At 71.5% G+C, this 15,200-nt stretch carries 14 protein-coding genes and 1 riboswitch; of the genes, 6 read left to right on the forward strand and 8 right to left on the reverse strand.

Annotated elements, in window-relative coordinates:
• Positions 1-6: 6 nt before the first annotated feature.
• Positions 7-146, reverse strand: a riboswitch (cyclic di-AMP (ydaO/yuaA leader).
• Between the two features lie 74 nt (positions 147-220).
• Entirely contained in the window at positions 221-1,765 is a 1,545-nt protein-coding gene (locus ABT369_RS40545; RefSeq protein WP_350620700.1) for a diguanylate cyclase domain-containing protein, read from the reverse strand.
• An 80-nt stretch (positions 1,766-1,845) separates the two neighbouring features.
• Positions 1,846-2,997 carry an FAD-dependent monooxygenase gene (locus ABT369_RS40550; RefSeq protein ID WP_350620702.1) on the reverse strand — a complete coding sequence of 384 codons (1,152 nt, stop codon included), beginning with the start codon at positions 2,995-2,997 and terminating at the stop codon, positions 1,846-1,848.
• A 67-nt stretch (positions 2,998-3,064) separates the two neighbouring features.
• Here ABT369_RS40550 and ABT369_RS40555 point away from each other — a divergent pair, with 67 nt between their 5' ends.
• Both ABT369_RS40555 and ABT369_RS40560 read left to right on the forward strand, forming a co-directional pair.
• Positions 3,065-3,976: a TetR/AcrR family transcriptional regulator C-terminal domain-containing protein gene (locus tag ABT369_RS40555; RefSeq protein ID WP_350620704.1), complete on the forward strand. Its 912-nt coding sequence runs from the start codon at positions 3,065-3,067 to the stop codon at positions 3,974-3,976.
• 137 nt (positions 3,977-4,113) lie between these two features.
• On the forward strand, positions 4,114-4,941 hold the full coding sequence (locus ABT369_RS40560) for an aldo/keto reductase (protein ID WP_350620706.1): 828 nt from the start codon (positions 4,114-4,116) through the stop codon (positions 4,939-4,941).
• A gap of 174 nt (positions 4,942-5,115) precedes the next feature.
• Here the strand turns inward: ABT369_RS40560 and ABT369_RS40565 are convergent, their stop codons facing one another.
• The 5 genes from ABT369_RS40565 to ABT369_RS40585 all read right to left on the reverse strand — a co-directional run bounded on the left by ABT369_RS40565 (position 5,116) and on the right by ABT369_RS40585 (position 9,557).
• Positions 5,116-5,439, reverse strand: a complete 324-nt coding sequence (locus ABT369_RS40565) for a hypothetical protein (protein WP_350620708.1) — start codon at positions 5,437-5,439, stop codon at positions 5,116-5,118.
• A 102-nt stretch (positions 5,440-5,541) separates the two neighbouring features.
• Positions 5,542-6,801 (reverse strand): NAD(P)/FAD-dependent oxidoreductase, encoded by a 1,260-nt coding sequence (locus tag ABT369_RS40570; protein WP_350620710.1) that lies wholly within the window; start codon positions 6,799-6,801, stop codon positions 5,542-5,544.
• Positions 6,802-6,885: 84 nt separating this feature from the next.
• Entirely contained in the window at positions 6,886-8,109 is a 1,224-nt protein-coding gene (locus tag ABT369_RS40575) for a deoxyguanosinetriphosphate triphosphohydrolase (protein WP_350620712.1), read from the reverse strand.
• A gap of 21 nt (positions 8,110-8,130) precedes the next feature.
• Entirely contained in the window at positions 8,131-9,207 is a 1,077-nt protein-coding gene (locus ABT369_RS40580) for an AI-2E family transporter (RefSeq protein WP_350620714.1), read from the reverse strand.
• The gene (locus ABT369_RS40585; RefSeq protein WP_350620716.1) at positions 9,204-9,557 is read right to left on the reverse strand and encodes a VOC family protein; all 354 of its coding nucleotides are present in this window, start codon (positions 9,555-9,557) and stop codon (positions 9,204-9,206) included. Before ABT369_RS40585 ends, ABT369_RS40580 begins: the two co-directional genes overlap by 4 nt.
• Positions 9,558-9,861: 304 nt before the next feature.
• On the opposite strand from ABT369_RS40585, the gene ABT369_RS40590 reads away from it, so the two are divergent.
• The 4 genes from ABT369_RS40590 (at position 9,862) to ABT369_RS40605 (ending at position 12,103) form a co-directional block, all read left to right on the forward strand.
• Positions 9,862-10,215: a hypothetical protein gene (locus ABT369_RS40590; protein WP_350620718.1), complete on the forward strand. Its 354-nt coding sequence runs from the start codon at positions 9,862-9,864 to the stop codon at positions 10,213-10,215.
• On the forward strand, positions 10,212-11,174 hold the full coding sequence (locus tag ABT369_RS40595; RefSeq protein ID WP_350620720.1) for an ADAM 12 protein: 963 nt from the start codon (positions 10,212-10,214) through the stop codon (positions 11,172-11,174). Before ABT369_RS40590 ends, ABT369_RS40595 begins: the two co-directional genes overlap by 4 nt.
• Before the next feature lie 42 nt (positions 11,175-11,216).
• A complete protein-coding gene (locus ABT369_RS40600) occupies positions 11,217-11,642 on the forward strand; it encodes a roadblock/LC7 domain-containing protein (protein WP_350620722.1) in 426 nt (141 codons plus the stop codon).
• An 89-nt stretch (positions 11,643-11,731) separates the two neighbouring features.
• Positions 11,732-12,103, forward strand: a complete 372-nt coding sequence (locus ABT369_RS40605) for a hypothetical protein (protein WP_350620724.1) — start codon at positions 11,732-11,734, stop codon at positions 12,101-12,103.
• A 104-nt stretch (positions 12,104-12,207) separates the two neighbouring features.
• On the opposite strand, the gene ppdK is transcribed toward ABT369_RS40605, so the two are convergent.
• The gene (gene ppdK / locus ABT369_RS40610; RefSeq protein ID WP_502891881.1) at positions 12,208-14,859 is read right to left on the reverse strand and encodes a pyruvate, phosphate dikinase; all 2,652 of its coding nucleotides are present in this window, start codon (positions 14,857-14,859) and stop codon (positions 12,208-12,210) included.
• Positions 14,860-15,200: the final 341 nt, after the last annotated feature.

The following is a 15,200-nucleotide window of genomic DNA, read 5'->3' on the forward strand; positions in this document are numbered from 1 at the left end:
GAGAAGTTCTCCTTCCGGTGCCGCCTACCGGGTTAGCTGACGGGTTCGGACGGGAGGATTCGCCCTACCGTGACTCGGTCACGGATACACCCCAAGGACTGCGATGGGTCCCCGGCTCGCGACACCGAAGTGAGCGTCGCGACTCGACGGCGCCTGCCCGGTGGCCCCGCATTTTCGGGGCGCGTCGCCCGTGGCAGACCACCCGACAGTAACGGGGACTTCAGGACTCGGCCAGCCACAGCAACGGGATCCCACCCGGCGCACCGGAACGCTCACCGTGCGCTGTCACACGATCGGTCATCCCGCGCCCGTGCCGAGCGCCCTTGACCTGGTACATCGCCCGATCCGCCAGGCGCAGGGCGGCCCCGGCATCGAGCACCGTGTCATCGATCACGGCCGCCCCGACGCTGACCCGCACCCGCAGCACGTGCCCGTCGTGCACCACCGGCGCCGAGACGGCCCGCTCGACCCGGTCGACGAGCGCGGCCAGGCCGGCCGCGTCGGTGCCGGGCAGGTCGGTGGCGAGCACCACGAACTCGTCGCCGCCGAGGCGGGCCACGGTGTCGCCGGGCCGGACGAGCGCGCACAGCCGCTGGGCCACGGCGACGAGCACCGCGTCCCCGGCGTCGTGACCGAGCGTGTCGTTGACCGTCTTGAAGTCGTCGAGGTCGCAGAAGAGCAGCGCCCCGACACCGTGCCCGGACCGGGCCCGGCGGACCGCGGCGGCGAGCGGCGCGGCCAGCGCGTCGCGGTTGGCCAGGCCCGTGAGCGGGTCCCGGGACGCCCGGCGTACCAGGTCGGCCTCGGCCGCCTTGCGCTCGGTGATGTCCTGGACCTGCAGGATGCCGAAGGCGGGCGGACCGGCCACGATGGACAGCGTCGTGGCGACCCAGATCACCGTGCCGTCGCCGCGCACGCAGCGGATCTCGTAGTCGCGCACCTGGGTGCCCTTGCCCGTGGTCGCGACGGCGAAGGCGAGCCGGGCCAGGTCGAGGTCGTCCGGGTGCATGAGGTCGGCGATGCGCAGCTCGAGCAGCTCCGCCTCGGTGCGGCCGAGCAGCTCGCACAGGGCGGGGTTGACGCGGGTCATCCGGGCCTGGGTGGCGCCGTCGAGGCCGAGCATGCACATGCCCGTACCAGCGCCCGTGAAGGCCAGCCGGAAGGCCTCCTCACTGGCGGCGAGGTGACGGCGCTCCCGCTGCAGGGCCTCGACCAGATTGGCGTTGTTGATCGCGATGCCGGCCTGCGCGGCGAGCATCTCCAGCAGCTCGCGCTGCGGCGGCCCGGGCCGTCGGCCGTCGGTGGGCAGGTCGACGCCGAGGATGCCGACCAGCTCGCCGTCGGGCGCCCGCAGCGGGGCGAACAGGGCGTCGAGCGGGTGCCAGCGCTCCTCCTCGGGCACGTCCTCGAAGCCGGGCGCGGCGTCGGGCACCCAGGAGTGGATGTGATCGCTGTGCCGCTCGTGCGGGAGGTACCGCAGCTGCCCCCACGCCTCCGTGCGCCCGAGGTACTCGTCGAGCTCCGCCGCCGGGTACCGCGTCCCGAGCAGCGTCGCGCGCGCCTCCTCCGAGCCGGCCAGCGCGATCGCCTCGTACTCGCCCTCCGGGTGCAGGTAGTTGACCACGGCGACGGCGAACCCGGTCCCGTCGACGACGGCGTCCACGATGAGCTGCAGGGTCTCGGCCAGCGTGGTGCCGGTGTTGATGCGGCCCGTGATGCGGTACACCGAGCGGATCGCGTCCATCGCCGCGTCTCGATCACGCATCGCTCGCCTACCCGCATCCGGCCGACCTTGCATCCTTACATCGACGCATCAAACCGGATCTGAAGTAAACCCTTTCGGCGTCACGAGATTGCCGCGGGCAGTCGCAGAGCCCCCGCGGCGCGCCGGGCCTCGCGGGTCATCGCGGCGATCATCAGGCCTTTGCCCGGCAGGTACGGCAGCATGCGGATGCTCAGGTTCTGCAGCTTCACGGCCAGCTCGGACTTCGGCGCGAAGCCGCGGGCCGGGGCGAGCGCGGCCTTGTGGTTGGCGTCGACGAAGCCGCGCATCTGACGGTCATATGCGGGCAGATCGTGCAGATTCGCCGCGAGCACGTACGCCCCCACGAGCGCCATGCCGGTGCCCTGGCCCGTCAGCGAGGAGGGCGCGTAGCCGGCGTCGCCCACCAGCGCGACCCGACCGGCCGTCCAGCCGGGCATCCTGACCTGGGCGTTCGGGGCCACGTACAGGTCCGGAGCGGCCCGCATCAGCTCGAGCAGCCGCGGCACGACCCAGCCCGAGCCCTGAAACGCGGTCTCGATGGCGCTCAGGCGCTCGGCGCGGTCGCGGGAGGGCATCGGGCCGCCGTACAGCAGCGTCACCTTCACCGTTTCCGAGCCCTTGTCGGTCTTGACGCTGACGACGCGGCCCGGCATCGAGTGCACCAGCTGCCAGCGCTCGATGCCCAGCTCGTTCGGGGCCGTGAAGACCGCACTGCTGCTGCCGAGGTGGTGCAGGTACTGCCGCGACGGCCCGAACACGAGCTCCCGGACGCGCGAGTGGATGCCGTCCGCCCCGATGATGTAGTCGAACCGCCGGGGCGGGGCGTGACGGAACGTGACCCGATCCCCGGCGATCTCCTCGATCGTGTCGCCGAAGATCCACTCGACGCCCGCGGGGACCTCGGCGTGCAGCAGCCGGGTGAGATCGCCCTTCATGATCTCGATGTCGGCGGGGTCGAGCACCCCGAAACCGAGCGGCAGCGTGGCGATGCGTTTGCCGGCGGCGTCGACGAAGCTCGTGCCTTCGGTGTCGGTACCGTGCGCACGGGCCTTCGCCGCCACTCCCATGCGCTCGGCGACCTCGAGCGCGACGCCGCGGATGTCGATCGCGTACCCGCCCGTGCGGATCGCCGGCGCCCGCTCGACCACCGTCACCGCGCACCCCCGCCGGGCCAGCAGCGCGGCGGCGGCATTGCCGGCGACGCTCGCGCCGGAGATCAGAACCCGTGTCATGCGTACACCGTACGAACACCGCCACGGGGCGCTCAACGACGCGTGCACGGCGGTAGGGTGTGCACTAGTGCCCCCCTACCTGAGGATCGTCGCCCGGATTCGGGCCGCCATCGCCGCGGGCGACCTGCGTCCAGGCGACCGCGTGCCCTCGACGCGCGAGCTGATGCGGACGTACGGGGTGGCCATGGCGACCGCGACCAAGGCGCTGACCGCGCTGCGGCAGGAGGGCCTGGTCGAGCCGCAGCCGGGCATCGGCACCGTGGTGGCGCGCCGCCCTCGCTCCCCCGCGGCGGGTCCGGCGGCGGACTCCGACCGCCTCGTCTCGACCGCGATCCGGCTGGCCGACACCGACGGGCTGGCCGCGCTGTCGATGCGGCGGCTGGCGGCCGCGCTCGGGATACCGACGATGACGCTGTACCGGCACGTCACGAACAAGGAGGAGCTGCTGCTGCTCATGACGGACGCGGCCTTCGGCGAGGCGCCGCTGCCGGACTCCGCCGGTCGGGCCGCGGGCTGGCGGGCTCACTTGACGATCTCGGCGCGGTTGCAGTGGGGGGTGTACCGCCGCCATCCGTGGGTCGCGGAGGTCATGTCGTTCACGCGTCCCCCGATGGCCATGCGGGCGATGGCGCACACGGAGTGGTGCCTGGCCGCGCTGGAACGGGCGGGCCTGGCGCTGCCGGTGGCCATGCACGCCACGATGATGCTGGCCAACCACGTTCGCGGTACCGCGGTGAACCTGGAGTGGGAGGCGAACGCGGAACAGGACACGGGCGTGGACAACGTGGAGTGGTTCACGGCCCAGGAGGCACGCTTCGCCCAAATCACCGCAACGGGCGCGTTTCCGGCTTTTTCCCGACTTGCCGCCCTCGGCCCGGATGCGGTGGACTACGAGCTGGATGCGCTGTTCGAGTTCGGCTTGGCACGCTTGCTGGACGGCCTGTCGGCGCTGGTGGACGCCTTGCCCCACCGCCCGTGAGGCGCTTCGCGCGCCGCTCGGCGCGACCGGCTTCGCTCGGCGCGACCCGCTTCGCGCGCCGCCCGGCGCAACCGGCTTCGCTCGGCGCGACCCGCTTCGCGCGCCGCCCGGCGCGACCGCGTGCGTAGGGTTGAATCATGAAGATCCCGACCGTAACCCTGAACTCCGGCCACGAGATGCCGGTCGTCGGCTACGGCACCTACCCCCTCCAGGGCCGCCCAGCCACCGAAGCCATCCTCGCCGCCATAGCGTCGGGCTACCGCCTGCTCGACACCGCCGCGTCCTACGGCAACGAGGACGCCGTCGGCGCCGCCGTGCGTGAATCCGGCCTCGGCCGGGCCGACCTCTTCATCACCACCAAGCTCCGCGGCGCCGACCAGGGCCGCGGCTCCACCCGCGCCGCGCTCGAAGCCTCGCTCGAGCGCCTCGGCCTGGACCACGTAGACCTGTACCTCATCCACTGGCCCCTGCCGGCCGTCGGCCGCTACGTGGACTCGTACGCCGAGATGGCCGAGCTGCACCGCGAGGGCCTCATCCGCTCGCTCGGCGTCTCCAACTTCCTCCCCGAGCACATCGACGCCGTGGTCGCCGCGACCGGCATCGTCCCCGCCGTCGATCAGCTCCAGGTCTCTCCGTCGCACGCGCGGGCCGAGATCGTCAGCACCGTGCAGGGCAAGGGCACCGTGGTGCAGGCGTGGAGCCCGCTCGAGCGCAACACCGGCGTGCTCGAAGACTCCGGGATCGTGGCTGTGGCCGATCGGCTTGGCGTCACCCCCGCTCAGGTCGTGCTGCGCTGGCTGCTCCAGCGCCAGGTCACCGTCGTCCCGCACTCGTCGGACCCCTCGCGGCAGCGCGCGAATGCCGACCTGTTCGGGTTCGAGCTCTCCGCGGCCGACCTGGCCGTCGTCGACTCCGTTGCCCAGATGCCCGTCAAACAGGACCCGGCTACCTGGGAAGAGTTCTAGTCGTCGGCGGGCGTTGTTCCGATTTCCCCACCAGCGTACCCAGCGCCACCTAACCGATCATGATCATGCGCCGTCGAAAGAGCCGCTGGTCATGGTAGTTGCAGGGCCCGACCGGACACTGCCCCGCACACTCACGGTAGCCGCGCTGCGGCCCCCGGTGATTACGCTCTGAGCCTACCGGCACACCACCAGCAGCGGCCCCACACCGCAGCAGCCGACGCCGACCGTGATCAATACCGCTGCCAGCGCTCGGGCGCCCCTGGTCTCCGAGCGGCGCGCGGACGGCAGCGCCTGCTCGACGATGACGGCGGCCAGCCAGACGGTGCAGAGCAGCGGCAGGTAGAGGTCCCAGCGATCGTCCCGGAACGCGCTGGCGTTGCCGTTGCCGCCCCAGTTCGGGCACTGCCGCTGGTCGGTGATCGGGTTGAGGTACAGCACGAGCACAGCCAGCACGGCGAACCCGATGAGGCAGGCCCACAGACCTCGCAGTCGCTCCACCCCGCGAACCCTAACGACGCCATGTGCGGAACCCGTGCGCCGCCGGTGAAGATCGCCGGCCGGCCCGCCAGCCATCGTGCGAGAGCGGGCAGGCGCGGAGCCTCAGTCGAGCAGCTGATCCAGCGGAACGTCGGGGTCGGCGAGCTTGGCCAGGTCGACCGCGGTGCCCTTGTAGCCGGCCCGGACCAGCGCCTGGATCGGGTCGGTCACGTCCCAGACGTTCGCGTTCATGCCCGCCAGCACGCGCCCGTCCTTGACCCAGAAGGCGATGAACTCCGGCGCCTTCCCGTCGCGGATGGCCGGGTCGCCGCGGAACACCACGGTGTCGTACTCCCCCGGCACCGCGAAGCCGCTGTACTCCATCCCGAGGTCGTACTGGTCCGAGAAGAAGTACGGCACCCGGTCGTACACGACCTCCTCCGTACCCAGCAGGGCCTTCCCCGCCGCCTTGCCGCCGTTCAGCGCGTTCGCCCAGTGCTCGACCCGCACGCGTCGGCCCAGCAGTGGGTGGTCCAGGTTCACCACGTCGCCCGCGGCGTAGACGTCGGGGGCCGAGGTCGCCAGGCCCGCGGAGACGAGCACGCCGTTGTCCACCGCCAGGCCGCCGTCCACGGCCAGCTCGGTGTTCGGCTGGATGCCGATGCCGACGACGGCCACGTCCGCGGGCAGTTCGGTGCCGTCGGTGAGCACCACCGACGAGAGCGCGCCGGTTCCGCCGAAGGAGGCGACGCCGGTACCGAAGCGGAACGTGACGCCGTGGGCCTCGTGCAGATCACGGAAGACCGCCGCCACCTCGTCGCCGAGGACCTTCTGCAGCGGCAGGGAGGCCTGCTCGACCACGGTCACGTTCGCGCCGTGGTGGCGGGCCGCGGCGGCGGTCTCCAGGCCGATCCAGCCCGCGCCGATGACGACGACGTTCGCGGCCGTGCGCAGGTGCTCCAGCAGCGCGTCGGACTCGTCGAGGGTGCGCAGGTAGCGGACGCCGTGCAAAGCATGTCCAGGCACGTCCAGGGTGCGCACCCGCGAGCCCGTCGCGAGCAGGAGCCTGTCGTAGTGCAGCTCGTCGACGCCGTCCAGAACAACAACATGCGTCGCCGGGTTCAGGTGGGTGACCCGGGTGGCGAGGCGCAGGTCGACGTCGTGCTCCGCGTACCAGCCGGGCTTGTGGACGAACGCCTTCTCCCGGGCGCCTTCCTTGCCGTGCAGGTGGTCCTTGGACAGCGGAGGGCGCTCGTAGGGGCGCTCGGTCTCCTCGCCGATCAGGATGATCCTGCCGGTGAAGCCGTCGGCGCGCAGCGTCTCCGCCGCCTTCGCACCGGTCAGGCTCGCTCCGACAATCACAAACGTGCGCTCGTCAGCCATACGTCAAGCCTGTCACGAAGTGGCGAGACGCGCGTGTCACGAAGCAGCGAGACGCGCGTGTCACGAAGTGGCGAGACGCGCGTGTCACGAAGCAGCGAGACGCGCGTGCCACGCCACGGCGGACTGGTCGGTCAGGCTCGCCACCTGGTCGATCACCACGCGGAGCCGGGCCGCGTCGTCGGGCGCGGCGCGCCACATCGGCGCGAAGACCGGGTCGAGCGCGTCCGGGCCGCGCTCCAGCAGCGCGGCGACGAGCGACTGCAGCAGGTGTACCTCGTCGGCGTACCGCTGCGAAGAACCCGGCCTGCGCATGACGTACCGCAGCGCGATGCCCTTGAGCAGGGCGCAGTGCGCGCGCACCAGGGGCGGCACGAGCAGGTCGGCGGCGTAGCGGCGCAGCGGGGCCGGGCCGTGGCGCTCCCGGGTCGCCGCGACCGCCGCGGCCGCGAACCGGCCGGTCAGCACGCTCGTCATCCGCTTGAGGGCGATCTGCGCGGGGTGGCTGCCGTCGTAGTCGTCCAGCGGCTCGAACACTGGGTCGGCGAGCAGGTCGAGCAGGATGGCCTCGAGGTCGGCGGCGGACTCGTGGGAGTACGCGGCGGCCACGTCGGCGCACAGGGCCCCGCGCTCGGCGGCGTCGACGCGCAGCGGGGCGAGGTGGACGTACCCCCCGTGAATCCCGTCCTCGAGGTCGTGCACGGAGTAGGCGACGTCGTCGGCCCAGTCCATCACCTGCGCCTCGAGGCAGCGGCCCGGCCCGGCCTCGGCTCGCAGCCACGCGAAGACGGCGGCGTCGTCCGGGTACACGCCGAACTTGCGCCGGCCCTCCTCGCGGAACCATGGGTACTTCGACACCGCGTCCAGCGCGGCCCGGGTCAGGTTGAGCCCGGCCCCGGGCACCTTGGCCTCCAGCCGGGTCAGCACCCGCAGTGTCTGCGCGTTGCCCTCGAAGCCCCCGCACGGGCCGGAGACGGCGTCGAGGGCGTCCTCGCCGTTGTGCCCGAACGGCGGGTGGCCGAGATCGTGTGCGAGCCCGGCGGTGTCGACCACGTCCGGGTCGCAGCCGAGGCGGGCCCCCATCTCCCGGCCGATCTGGGCGACCTCCAGCGAGTGGGTGAGCCGGGTCCGCAGGAAGGCGTCGGTGCCGGCCGTGTGCACCTGGGTCTTGGCGGCCAGCCGGCGGAAGCCCGCGGAGTGCAGCACCCGCGCGCGGTCGCGCTGGAAGGGTGTCCGGCCGTTGTCGGCCGATGTGGTGACGGTGTCCTTCTCCGACTCGGGCACGAAGCGGTCGGCATCTGCGGAGGTCACGATTCGAGCTTAGAAGAGTCCTCACCCCTGGGCTCCGGGATCGGCACCGGTGGCTCGGCGGGGGGGCTCGCGGGCGGGGGGCTCGTTCAGCGCCTCGACCATCGGGGTCATGAGCACCTTGACGGCCGCGACGATCGGGATGGACATGAGTGCCCCGACGACGCCGAGGATCGCGCCGCCGGTGAGCGCGGCGAGCAGGACGGCGACCGAGGACAGGTCCACCGTGTTGCGCAGCACGCGCGGCGCGATGAGGTAGTTCTCGACCTGCTGGTACGCGACGAAGAACACGATCAGCACGACCGTGGACGTCAGGTCGCCGGTGACCAGCGCGACGACGCAGCAGCCGGCCGCCCCGACGGTGGCGCCGATCATCGGGATGAGGTCGGTGAGCGCGACCCACACGGCCAGCGGCAGCGCGAAGGGCACGCCGAGCGCGAAGAGGCAGACGAACGACGACACCCCGGCGAAGAGGCTGATGATCAGGTTGCCGATCATGTAGCCGCCGACCTTGTCGACGACGACGTTGATCGCCTGCGCGGCCCGGGGCCGGTTCGCCCGCGGGACCAGCCGGACCAGGCCGCGGCGGATGCGCGGCAGGTCGGCCATGAAGTAGACGGTCAGCACGGTCACCAGCAGCACGTTGAGCAGCGCGCTGAAGACGCCGGTGAGGACCCCGAGCGCGCCCCCGCCGACCTTGGCCGGCAGCGTCTTGGCGAACTCGGTGAGCCGTTCGGTCAGCCCGTACCGGTCGGCGATCTCCTGGTAGGTGCGCGAGCGGTCCTGCAGTTCCTGCTGGTAGTGGGGGATGTTGGCGAGCAGGTCGCCGGCCTGCCCGACGAGCGGGGGCACCAGCGACCACACGAAACCGGCGAGGATCGCCAGGACCAGCGCCCCGATGACGGCGACGGCGATCGAGCGGCGCACGCCGTGGCGGATCAGCAGCCGTACCGCCGGATCGAGACTGACCGCGACGAAGAGCGCGATGATCACCTGGACGAGCACCTGGCGCACGGAGTAGAGCGCGAACGCGCCCACGCCCACCGTGAGCAGGCCCAGCCCGGCCGCGATGGCCAGCCGGTAGGTTTTTGCGAAGGTCATCGGTTTGGCCGGATGATGCAAAATTCGTTGCCCTCGGGGTCGGCGAGCACCACCCAGGCGGCATGCTCGGGCTCACCGAGATCCACGTGCCGGGCGCCCATGTTCACCAGCCGCTCGAGCTCGGCGTCGAGGTCGTCGGGGCGCAGGTCGAGGTGCAGGCGGTTGCGGGCCCGCTCCTCGTGGTGCTGCAGGGTGAAGACGATGCGGGGATGGCCGTCGACGGCCGGGCCGATCACGACCTCGTGCGGGGCGACGCTCTCGACGCGGTGGTCGAGCACCTCGGCCCACCAGCGGGCCAGGCGCTCCGGGTCGATGGCGTCCACGATCAGCGCGTACCAACGACTCCCCATACACACCTCCGCCTTGCGTGGGGACTCACCTTACGCCGAGCGGAGGGCCGTCGCAGCCGTCCGCTGCGGCGGGGGGTTGGGCAGCTTAGTACGTTTCCGGCCCTCCTGGGGGCCAAACGTGCAAATTGCAAAATTCAAAGACCGATCAGTCAGCGGTTCATAGCCGAAGCACGGAGTAGTGGATCGATGACTGCGGGGTAATTTGCCGTGAACGCGCCGTGCTTCCGCCGTACCCGCGCGTCCTGCTAAGCCGCGAAACCAGGAGCAAGTGTTGCCTGCTATCGATGAATGTCTCCGCCGTGCCATGTCCATCCGGGGCGCGATCGGGGCCAGCCTCATCGACTACACCACCGGCCAGACACTCGGGCTGGAGGGCGGCCAGGAGCACATCGCACCCCACGCCGATCCCACCGCCGCCGCCCTGGGCACGGCGAGCGTGATCCATGCAGCCATGCAGACCGCGGCCTATGCCCCGGCGGTCCCGGGCGACTCGGTGGAGGACGTCATCATCAGCACATCGGCCGCGTACCACCTCATCCGGCCGGTACGCACCAGCTTCGACTCCCGCCTCGTGCTCTACGTCTGGCTCGACCGCAACGAGGGGAATCTGGCCATGGCCCGCCGCCGGGTCCGCTCGCTCGCCGACGACCTCGCGTGAACGCGGTCGCATCAGGGGCGAAGGCGAGCACCCCGGGCAAGCAGCCCCAGTTCCCGCGGGGCACCTCACCCGTCAAGGCCCTCGGCCAGCTCGCGGCGCAGGGCGCGACTGGCGCGCTGACCGTGCGCGGCGAGCCCGGCGGCGTCATCTTCCTGCGCGGCGGCCTGGTCAACGGCTGCGAGTCGCCGGCCGCGCCGAGCGTCGACCGGCTGCTCACCGCGTGCGGCAAGGTCGAGGAGCGGGTGTGGGAGACCATCCCGTCCCGGCCCGCCCGCGCGCTCGTCGAGGGCGGGCACGTCACCGTGGCCGAGATCGAGCTCTGCGCGCTGCAGGCGCTCTACGACGCGGCCTTCTTCGTGCTCAGCACCGCCCGGGCCGAGCTGCGCTTCGACGAGGGCATCGAGCACTGGCTCGGCGCCGAGGGCACCGTGACGGCGGACCAGGTGTGCGACCACGTCGCCCGCCAGCGGCGCATGCTCGACGAGGTGCACCCCTCCGAAGCAACCGACCTCGCACCGGTCGTGCCGGTCCTGCGACCGGGACTCGACCGGGTGCTGCTGTCCGGCCTGCAGTGGGAGATCGTCCTGCACGCGGACGGGCAGCGCACCCCGCAGGAGCTGGCCGGCCTGCTGGGACGCTCGGCCTACGCCGTGACGCTGGACGTGCGCCGGCTGGCGGCGGCGGGGCTGGTCTCAGTGCCGGAGACTCCGGCGGAGGCGCCGCCGGTCAGAGCCGTCGCACCGGTACCGCACGAGACACCCCCCGAGCCTCCGCCGAAGGAGGTGCTGCCCCAGCGCGTCCCCGGCACCTTCACGTTCGAGGAAGCGGCGCCCTCCCCGGCGCGCCGGGAACTGCCGGCGGGGGTCAGCGCGCTGGCGGTACTGCCGGGGGCGATCGACAAGTCGCCGGACGAGTCGCTGCTGAGACGGATTCGCGCGGCGTTGCTGGCGCTGCGGTAGGGCCCACCGGCCCGGCCGCGGCGGAAGGGAGGAGACGACTCGATGAGGACCGACGCGGAGCTGCGCGGCGAATTACTGGCGGAGCTCAGCCGGCTGCGACGGACGGTGCCCGAGATCACCGGGTGCCTGGTCGCCAGCACGGACGGCCTGCTCATCGCCGAGGACGCCCACGCGCTCGCGGTCGAGGGGGTCGCGGCCCTCTCGGCGGCCTGCCTCGGTGTGAGTCAGCGCATCGCCGACAGCGCCGGCCACCAGGACTTTCAGGAGGTGCTCATCAGCAGCACAGGCGGGCACGTCGCCATGTACATGGCCGGCCACGGCGCGGTGCTGGTGCTGATGGCCCGCCCCGACGCGAACGTGGCCCGGCTGCACCACGAGGCGCGCCGGGCGATCGCGGTGGTGTCCCGGGTGATGGCCGACGCCGCGCTGAGCTTCGCAAAGTCCGTGCCGGAGCCGGCGGCATGGTGAGCCGGGGCGGTGGCATGCACCGCAGAACCAGACGAAGTACCGAACCTTCCCCCACTTCCCCTACTAGTAGAAAACTCTCGGAGGTAGCCATGGCGGACATGGAGACTGCGCTCAAGGAACTCATGCAGATCGACGGCGCCGTCGGCGTCGCGCTCGTCGACTACAACAGCGGGATGGCGCTCGGTGTGCTCGGCGGGTCCAAGGACCTCGACCTGACCGTCGCCGCGGCCGGCAACACGGACGTGGTGCGGGCCAAGATGCGCACGATCGAGATGCTGAACCTCAAGGAGGGCATCGAGGACATCCTCATCACGCTGGCGAACCAGTACCACCTGATCCGCCCGGTCACCGGCCGCTCGGGCAAGGGGCTGTTCCTCTACCTGGCCCTCAACCGGCAGCGCGCGAACCTGGCGCTCGCCCGCCACCAGCTGTCCCGCGTCGAGGACGAGATGGAAGTCTGAGTCCGCCGCACATGAGAAGAAGGCCGGGGCGCCGTTGCCCCGGCCTTCTCAGTGCTCACCGGGGACTCGAAACCCGGTGAACTGTCACCTGCCGCCGACCCACGTCATCGGGAGTCGGAACCGGTGGTCTCGATGGCCGCGCGCCCGGCCTCCAGGCGGGCGACCGGCACGCGGAACGGGGAGCAGGACACGTAGTCCAGGCCCACCTCGTGGAAGAAGTGCACGGAGTCGGGGTCGCCGCCGTGCTCGCCGCACACCCCGAAGTGCAGTTCGGGCCGGGCCGCCCGGCCCTCGTCGACCGCGATGCGGACCAGCCGGCCCACCCCGTCGCGGTCGATGGACTCGAACGGCGAGACGCCGAAGATGCCCAGCTCCAGGTACCGCCAGAAGAAGGCTCCTTCGACGTCGTCGCGGGAGAACCCCCAGCCCATCTGGGTCAGGTCGTTGGTGCCGAACGAGAAGAAGTCCGCGGCCTGGGCGATGTCGCCCGCGGTGAGCGCGGCCCGGGGCACCTCGATCATGGTGCCGATCTTCACGTCGACGGCGAACTCGCCGATGATCTTCTCGGCCTCGGCGCGGATCGTCTCGAGCTCCTGCACGGCGCCGACCAGCGGCACCATGATCTCCGGGTGGGCGTCCGGCACGGCCGCGGCCGCCTCGACGATCGCGCGCACCTGCATCGCGAACAGGCCCGGGATGACCAGGCCGAGGCGCACGCCGCGCAGGCCCAGCATCGGGTTCTCCTCGTGCATGCGGCGCACGGCGTCGAGCAGGTCCCGGTCGTGGCCGGGGTCCTCGCCGCGCTCCTCGGCCACGGCCACCTTCACCGCGAGGTCCTCCAGCGGCGGCAGGAACTCGTGCAGCGGCGGATCGATGAGTCGTACCGTCACAGGCAGTCCGGCCATCTCGCGGAACAGCTCCGTGAAGTCCTCGCGCTGCAGCGGCAGCAGCTCCGCCAGCGCGGCCTCGCGCTGCTCGGTGGTGCGGGCCAGGATCAGCCGCTCCACGAGCGCGCGGCGCTCGCCGAGGAACATGTGCTCGGTGCGGCACAGGCCGATGCCCTGCGCGCCGAAGCGCCGGGCCCGGGCCGCGTCCTCGCCGGTGTCGGCGTTGGTGCGCACCCGCAGCCGGCGCCGCTCGTCGGCGTGCGTGAGGATGCGGTGCACGGCCGAGACCAGCGGGTCGGCCTGGGGGTCGAGGGTGCCCTCGAAGTACTGCACCACCGGCGAGGGCTGCACGGGCACCTCGCCGAGGTAGACGCGGCCGGTCGTACCGTCGACGGAGATGACGTCACCCTCGGACACCACGTGGCCGCCCACGGTGAACTGTCCCTTGTGGAGGTTCACGTCGAGCTCGTCCGCCCCGCACACGCACGTCTTGCCCATGCCGCGGGCCACGACGGCGGCGTGCGAGGTCTTGCCGCCCCGGCTGGTGAGAATGCCCTGCGCGGCGATCATGCCCGGCAGGTCGTCGGGGTTGGTCTCCCGGCGCACCAGGATGACCTGCTCGCCCTCCTTGGCCATGGCCACCGCGTGCTGGGCGTCGAAGACCGCCTTGCCCACGGCCGCACCCGGGGACGCCCCGACGCCGCGGGTGAGCTGCGCCGGCTCCGCGGACAGGTCGAAGGTCGGGAACATGAGCTGGGCGAGCTGGGCGCCGCTGACCCGGTGCACGGCCTCGTCGAGGTCGATGACGCCCTCGTCGACGAGGTGCGTGGCGATCACGAACGCGGCCGCGGCCGTACGCTTGCCCACCCGGGTCTGCAACATCCACAGCTTGCCGCGCTCGATCGTGAACTCGATGTCGCACAGGTCCTTGTAGTGCTCTTCGAGCGTGGTCATGATCGACATCAGCTGGTCGTAGCTGGCCTTGTCCCGCTGCTCGAGGTCCTGCAGCGGCATCGTGTTGCGGATGCCGGCCACGACGTCCTCGCCCTGGGCGTTGGCCAGGTAGTCGCCGTACACCCCGCGCTCCCCCGTCGCCGGGTCGCGGGTGAACGCGACGCCGGTGCCGGAGTCGGCGCCCAGGTTGCCGAAGACCATCGCGACCACGTTGACCGCGGTGCCGAGGTTCGACGGGATGCGCTCCTGCCTGCGGTACAGCACCGCCCGGTCGGCGTTCCAGGACCGGAACACGGCGCCGACGGCGAGGTCGAGCTGCTCGCGGGGGTCCTGCGGGAAGTCGCGCCCGGTGTGCTCGGAGAAGATCCGCTTGTAGTCGGCGACGAGCCCCTTGAGGTGCTCGGCCTTCAGCCCCACGTCCTCGCGGGTGCCGGCGCGGTGCTTGGCGTCGTCGAGCGCGTGCTCGAACTCCTCGCCCGGCACGTCGCAGACGGTCTTGCCGAACATCTGGATGAGCCGGCGGTAGGAGTCCCACGCGAAGCGCTCGTCGTCGCCCGCCTGCGCGGCCAGCCCGGCGACGCTGTCGTCGGTCAGCCCCACGTTGAGAACGGTCTCCATCATGCCGGGCATGGAGAACTTGGCGCCCGAGCGCACCGAGACCAGCAGCGGGTCGGCGGGCTCCCCGAGCCGGCGGCCCATCTTCTCCTCGAGGGCGGCGAGGTGCTTGGAGATCTCGTCCTGGCCGGGCATCTCGCCGGTCTCCAGGAACGCGCGGCAGGCGTCGGTCGTGATCGTGAAGCCGGGCGGCACCGGCAGACCGAGGTTGGTCATCTCGGCCAGGTTGGCGCCCTTGCCCCCCAGCAGGTCCTTGAGGTCGCGGTTGCCCTCTTCGAAGTCATACACGAACTTCTGCACAACGCCTCCATACCCACTGAGCCCACGTTTAGGTCCTGGGTGTGCCGGACACCGTAAGTCGTGTTTTTGGTTGGTGGCCATGCCAGGTGACAAGTCTGACAAGAATCGGCACACCCTTCGATTCTCCCTGCATTTGGGAGCGATCCCACGAGCAGAAACGCGCATCTTCACTGCTGAGAGCGCTCTCTTTCCCGTCTCAGCATCCGATGCGCTTTGTTGATTCGGCGGTCCCTTTTCCGCGCAGAAACGAACTTTCTCGTTTTGCCCCCTGGCGCTCGTTTGGGTGCGCAGCGGCGCTCTCGCGCTCGCCTTGGGGCGCTCTCGCGCTCGTTTGGGGGCGC

The organism is Dactylosporangium sp. NPDC000244, assembly GCF_040300725.1.
Taxonomy (GTDB): domain Bacteria; phylum Actinomycetota; class Actinomycetes; order Mycobacteriales; family Micromonosporaceae; genus Dactylosporangium.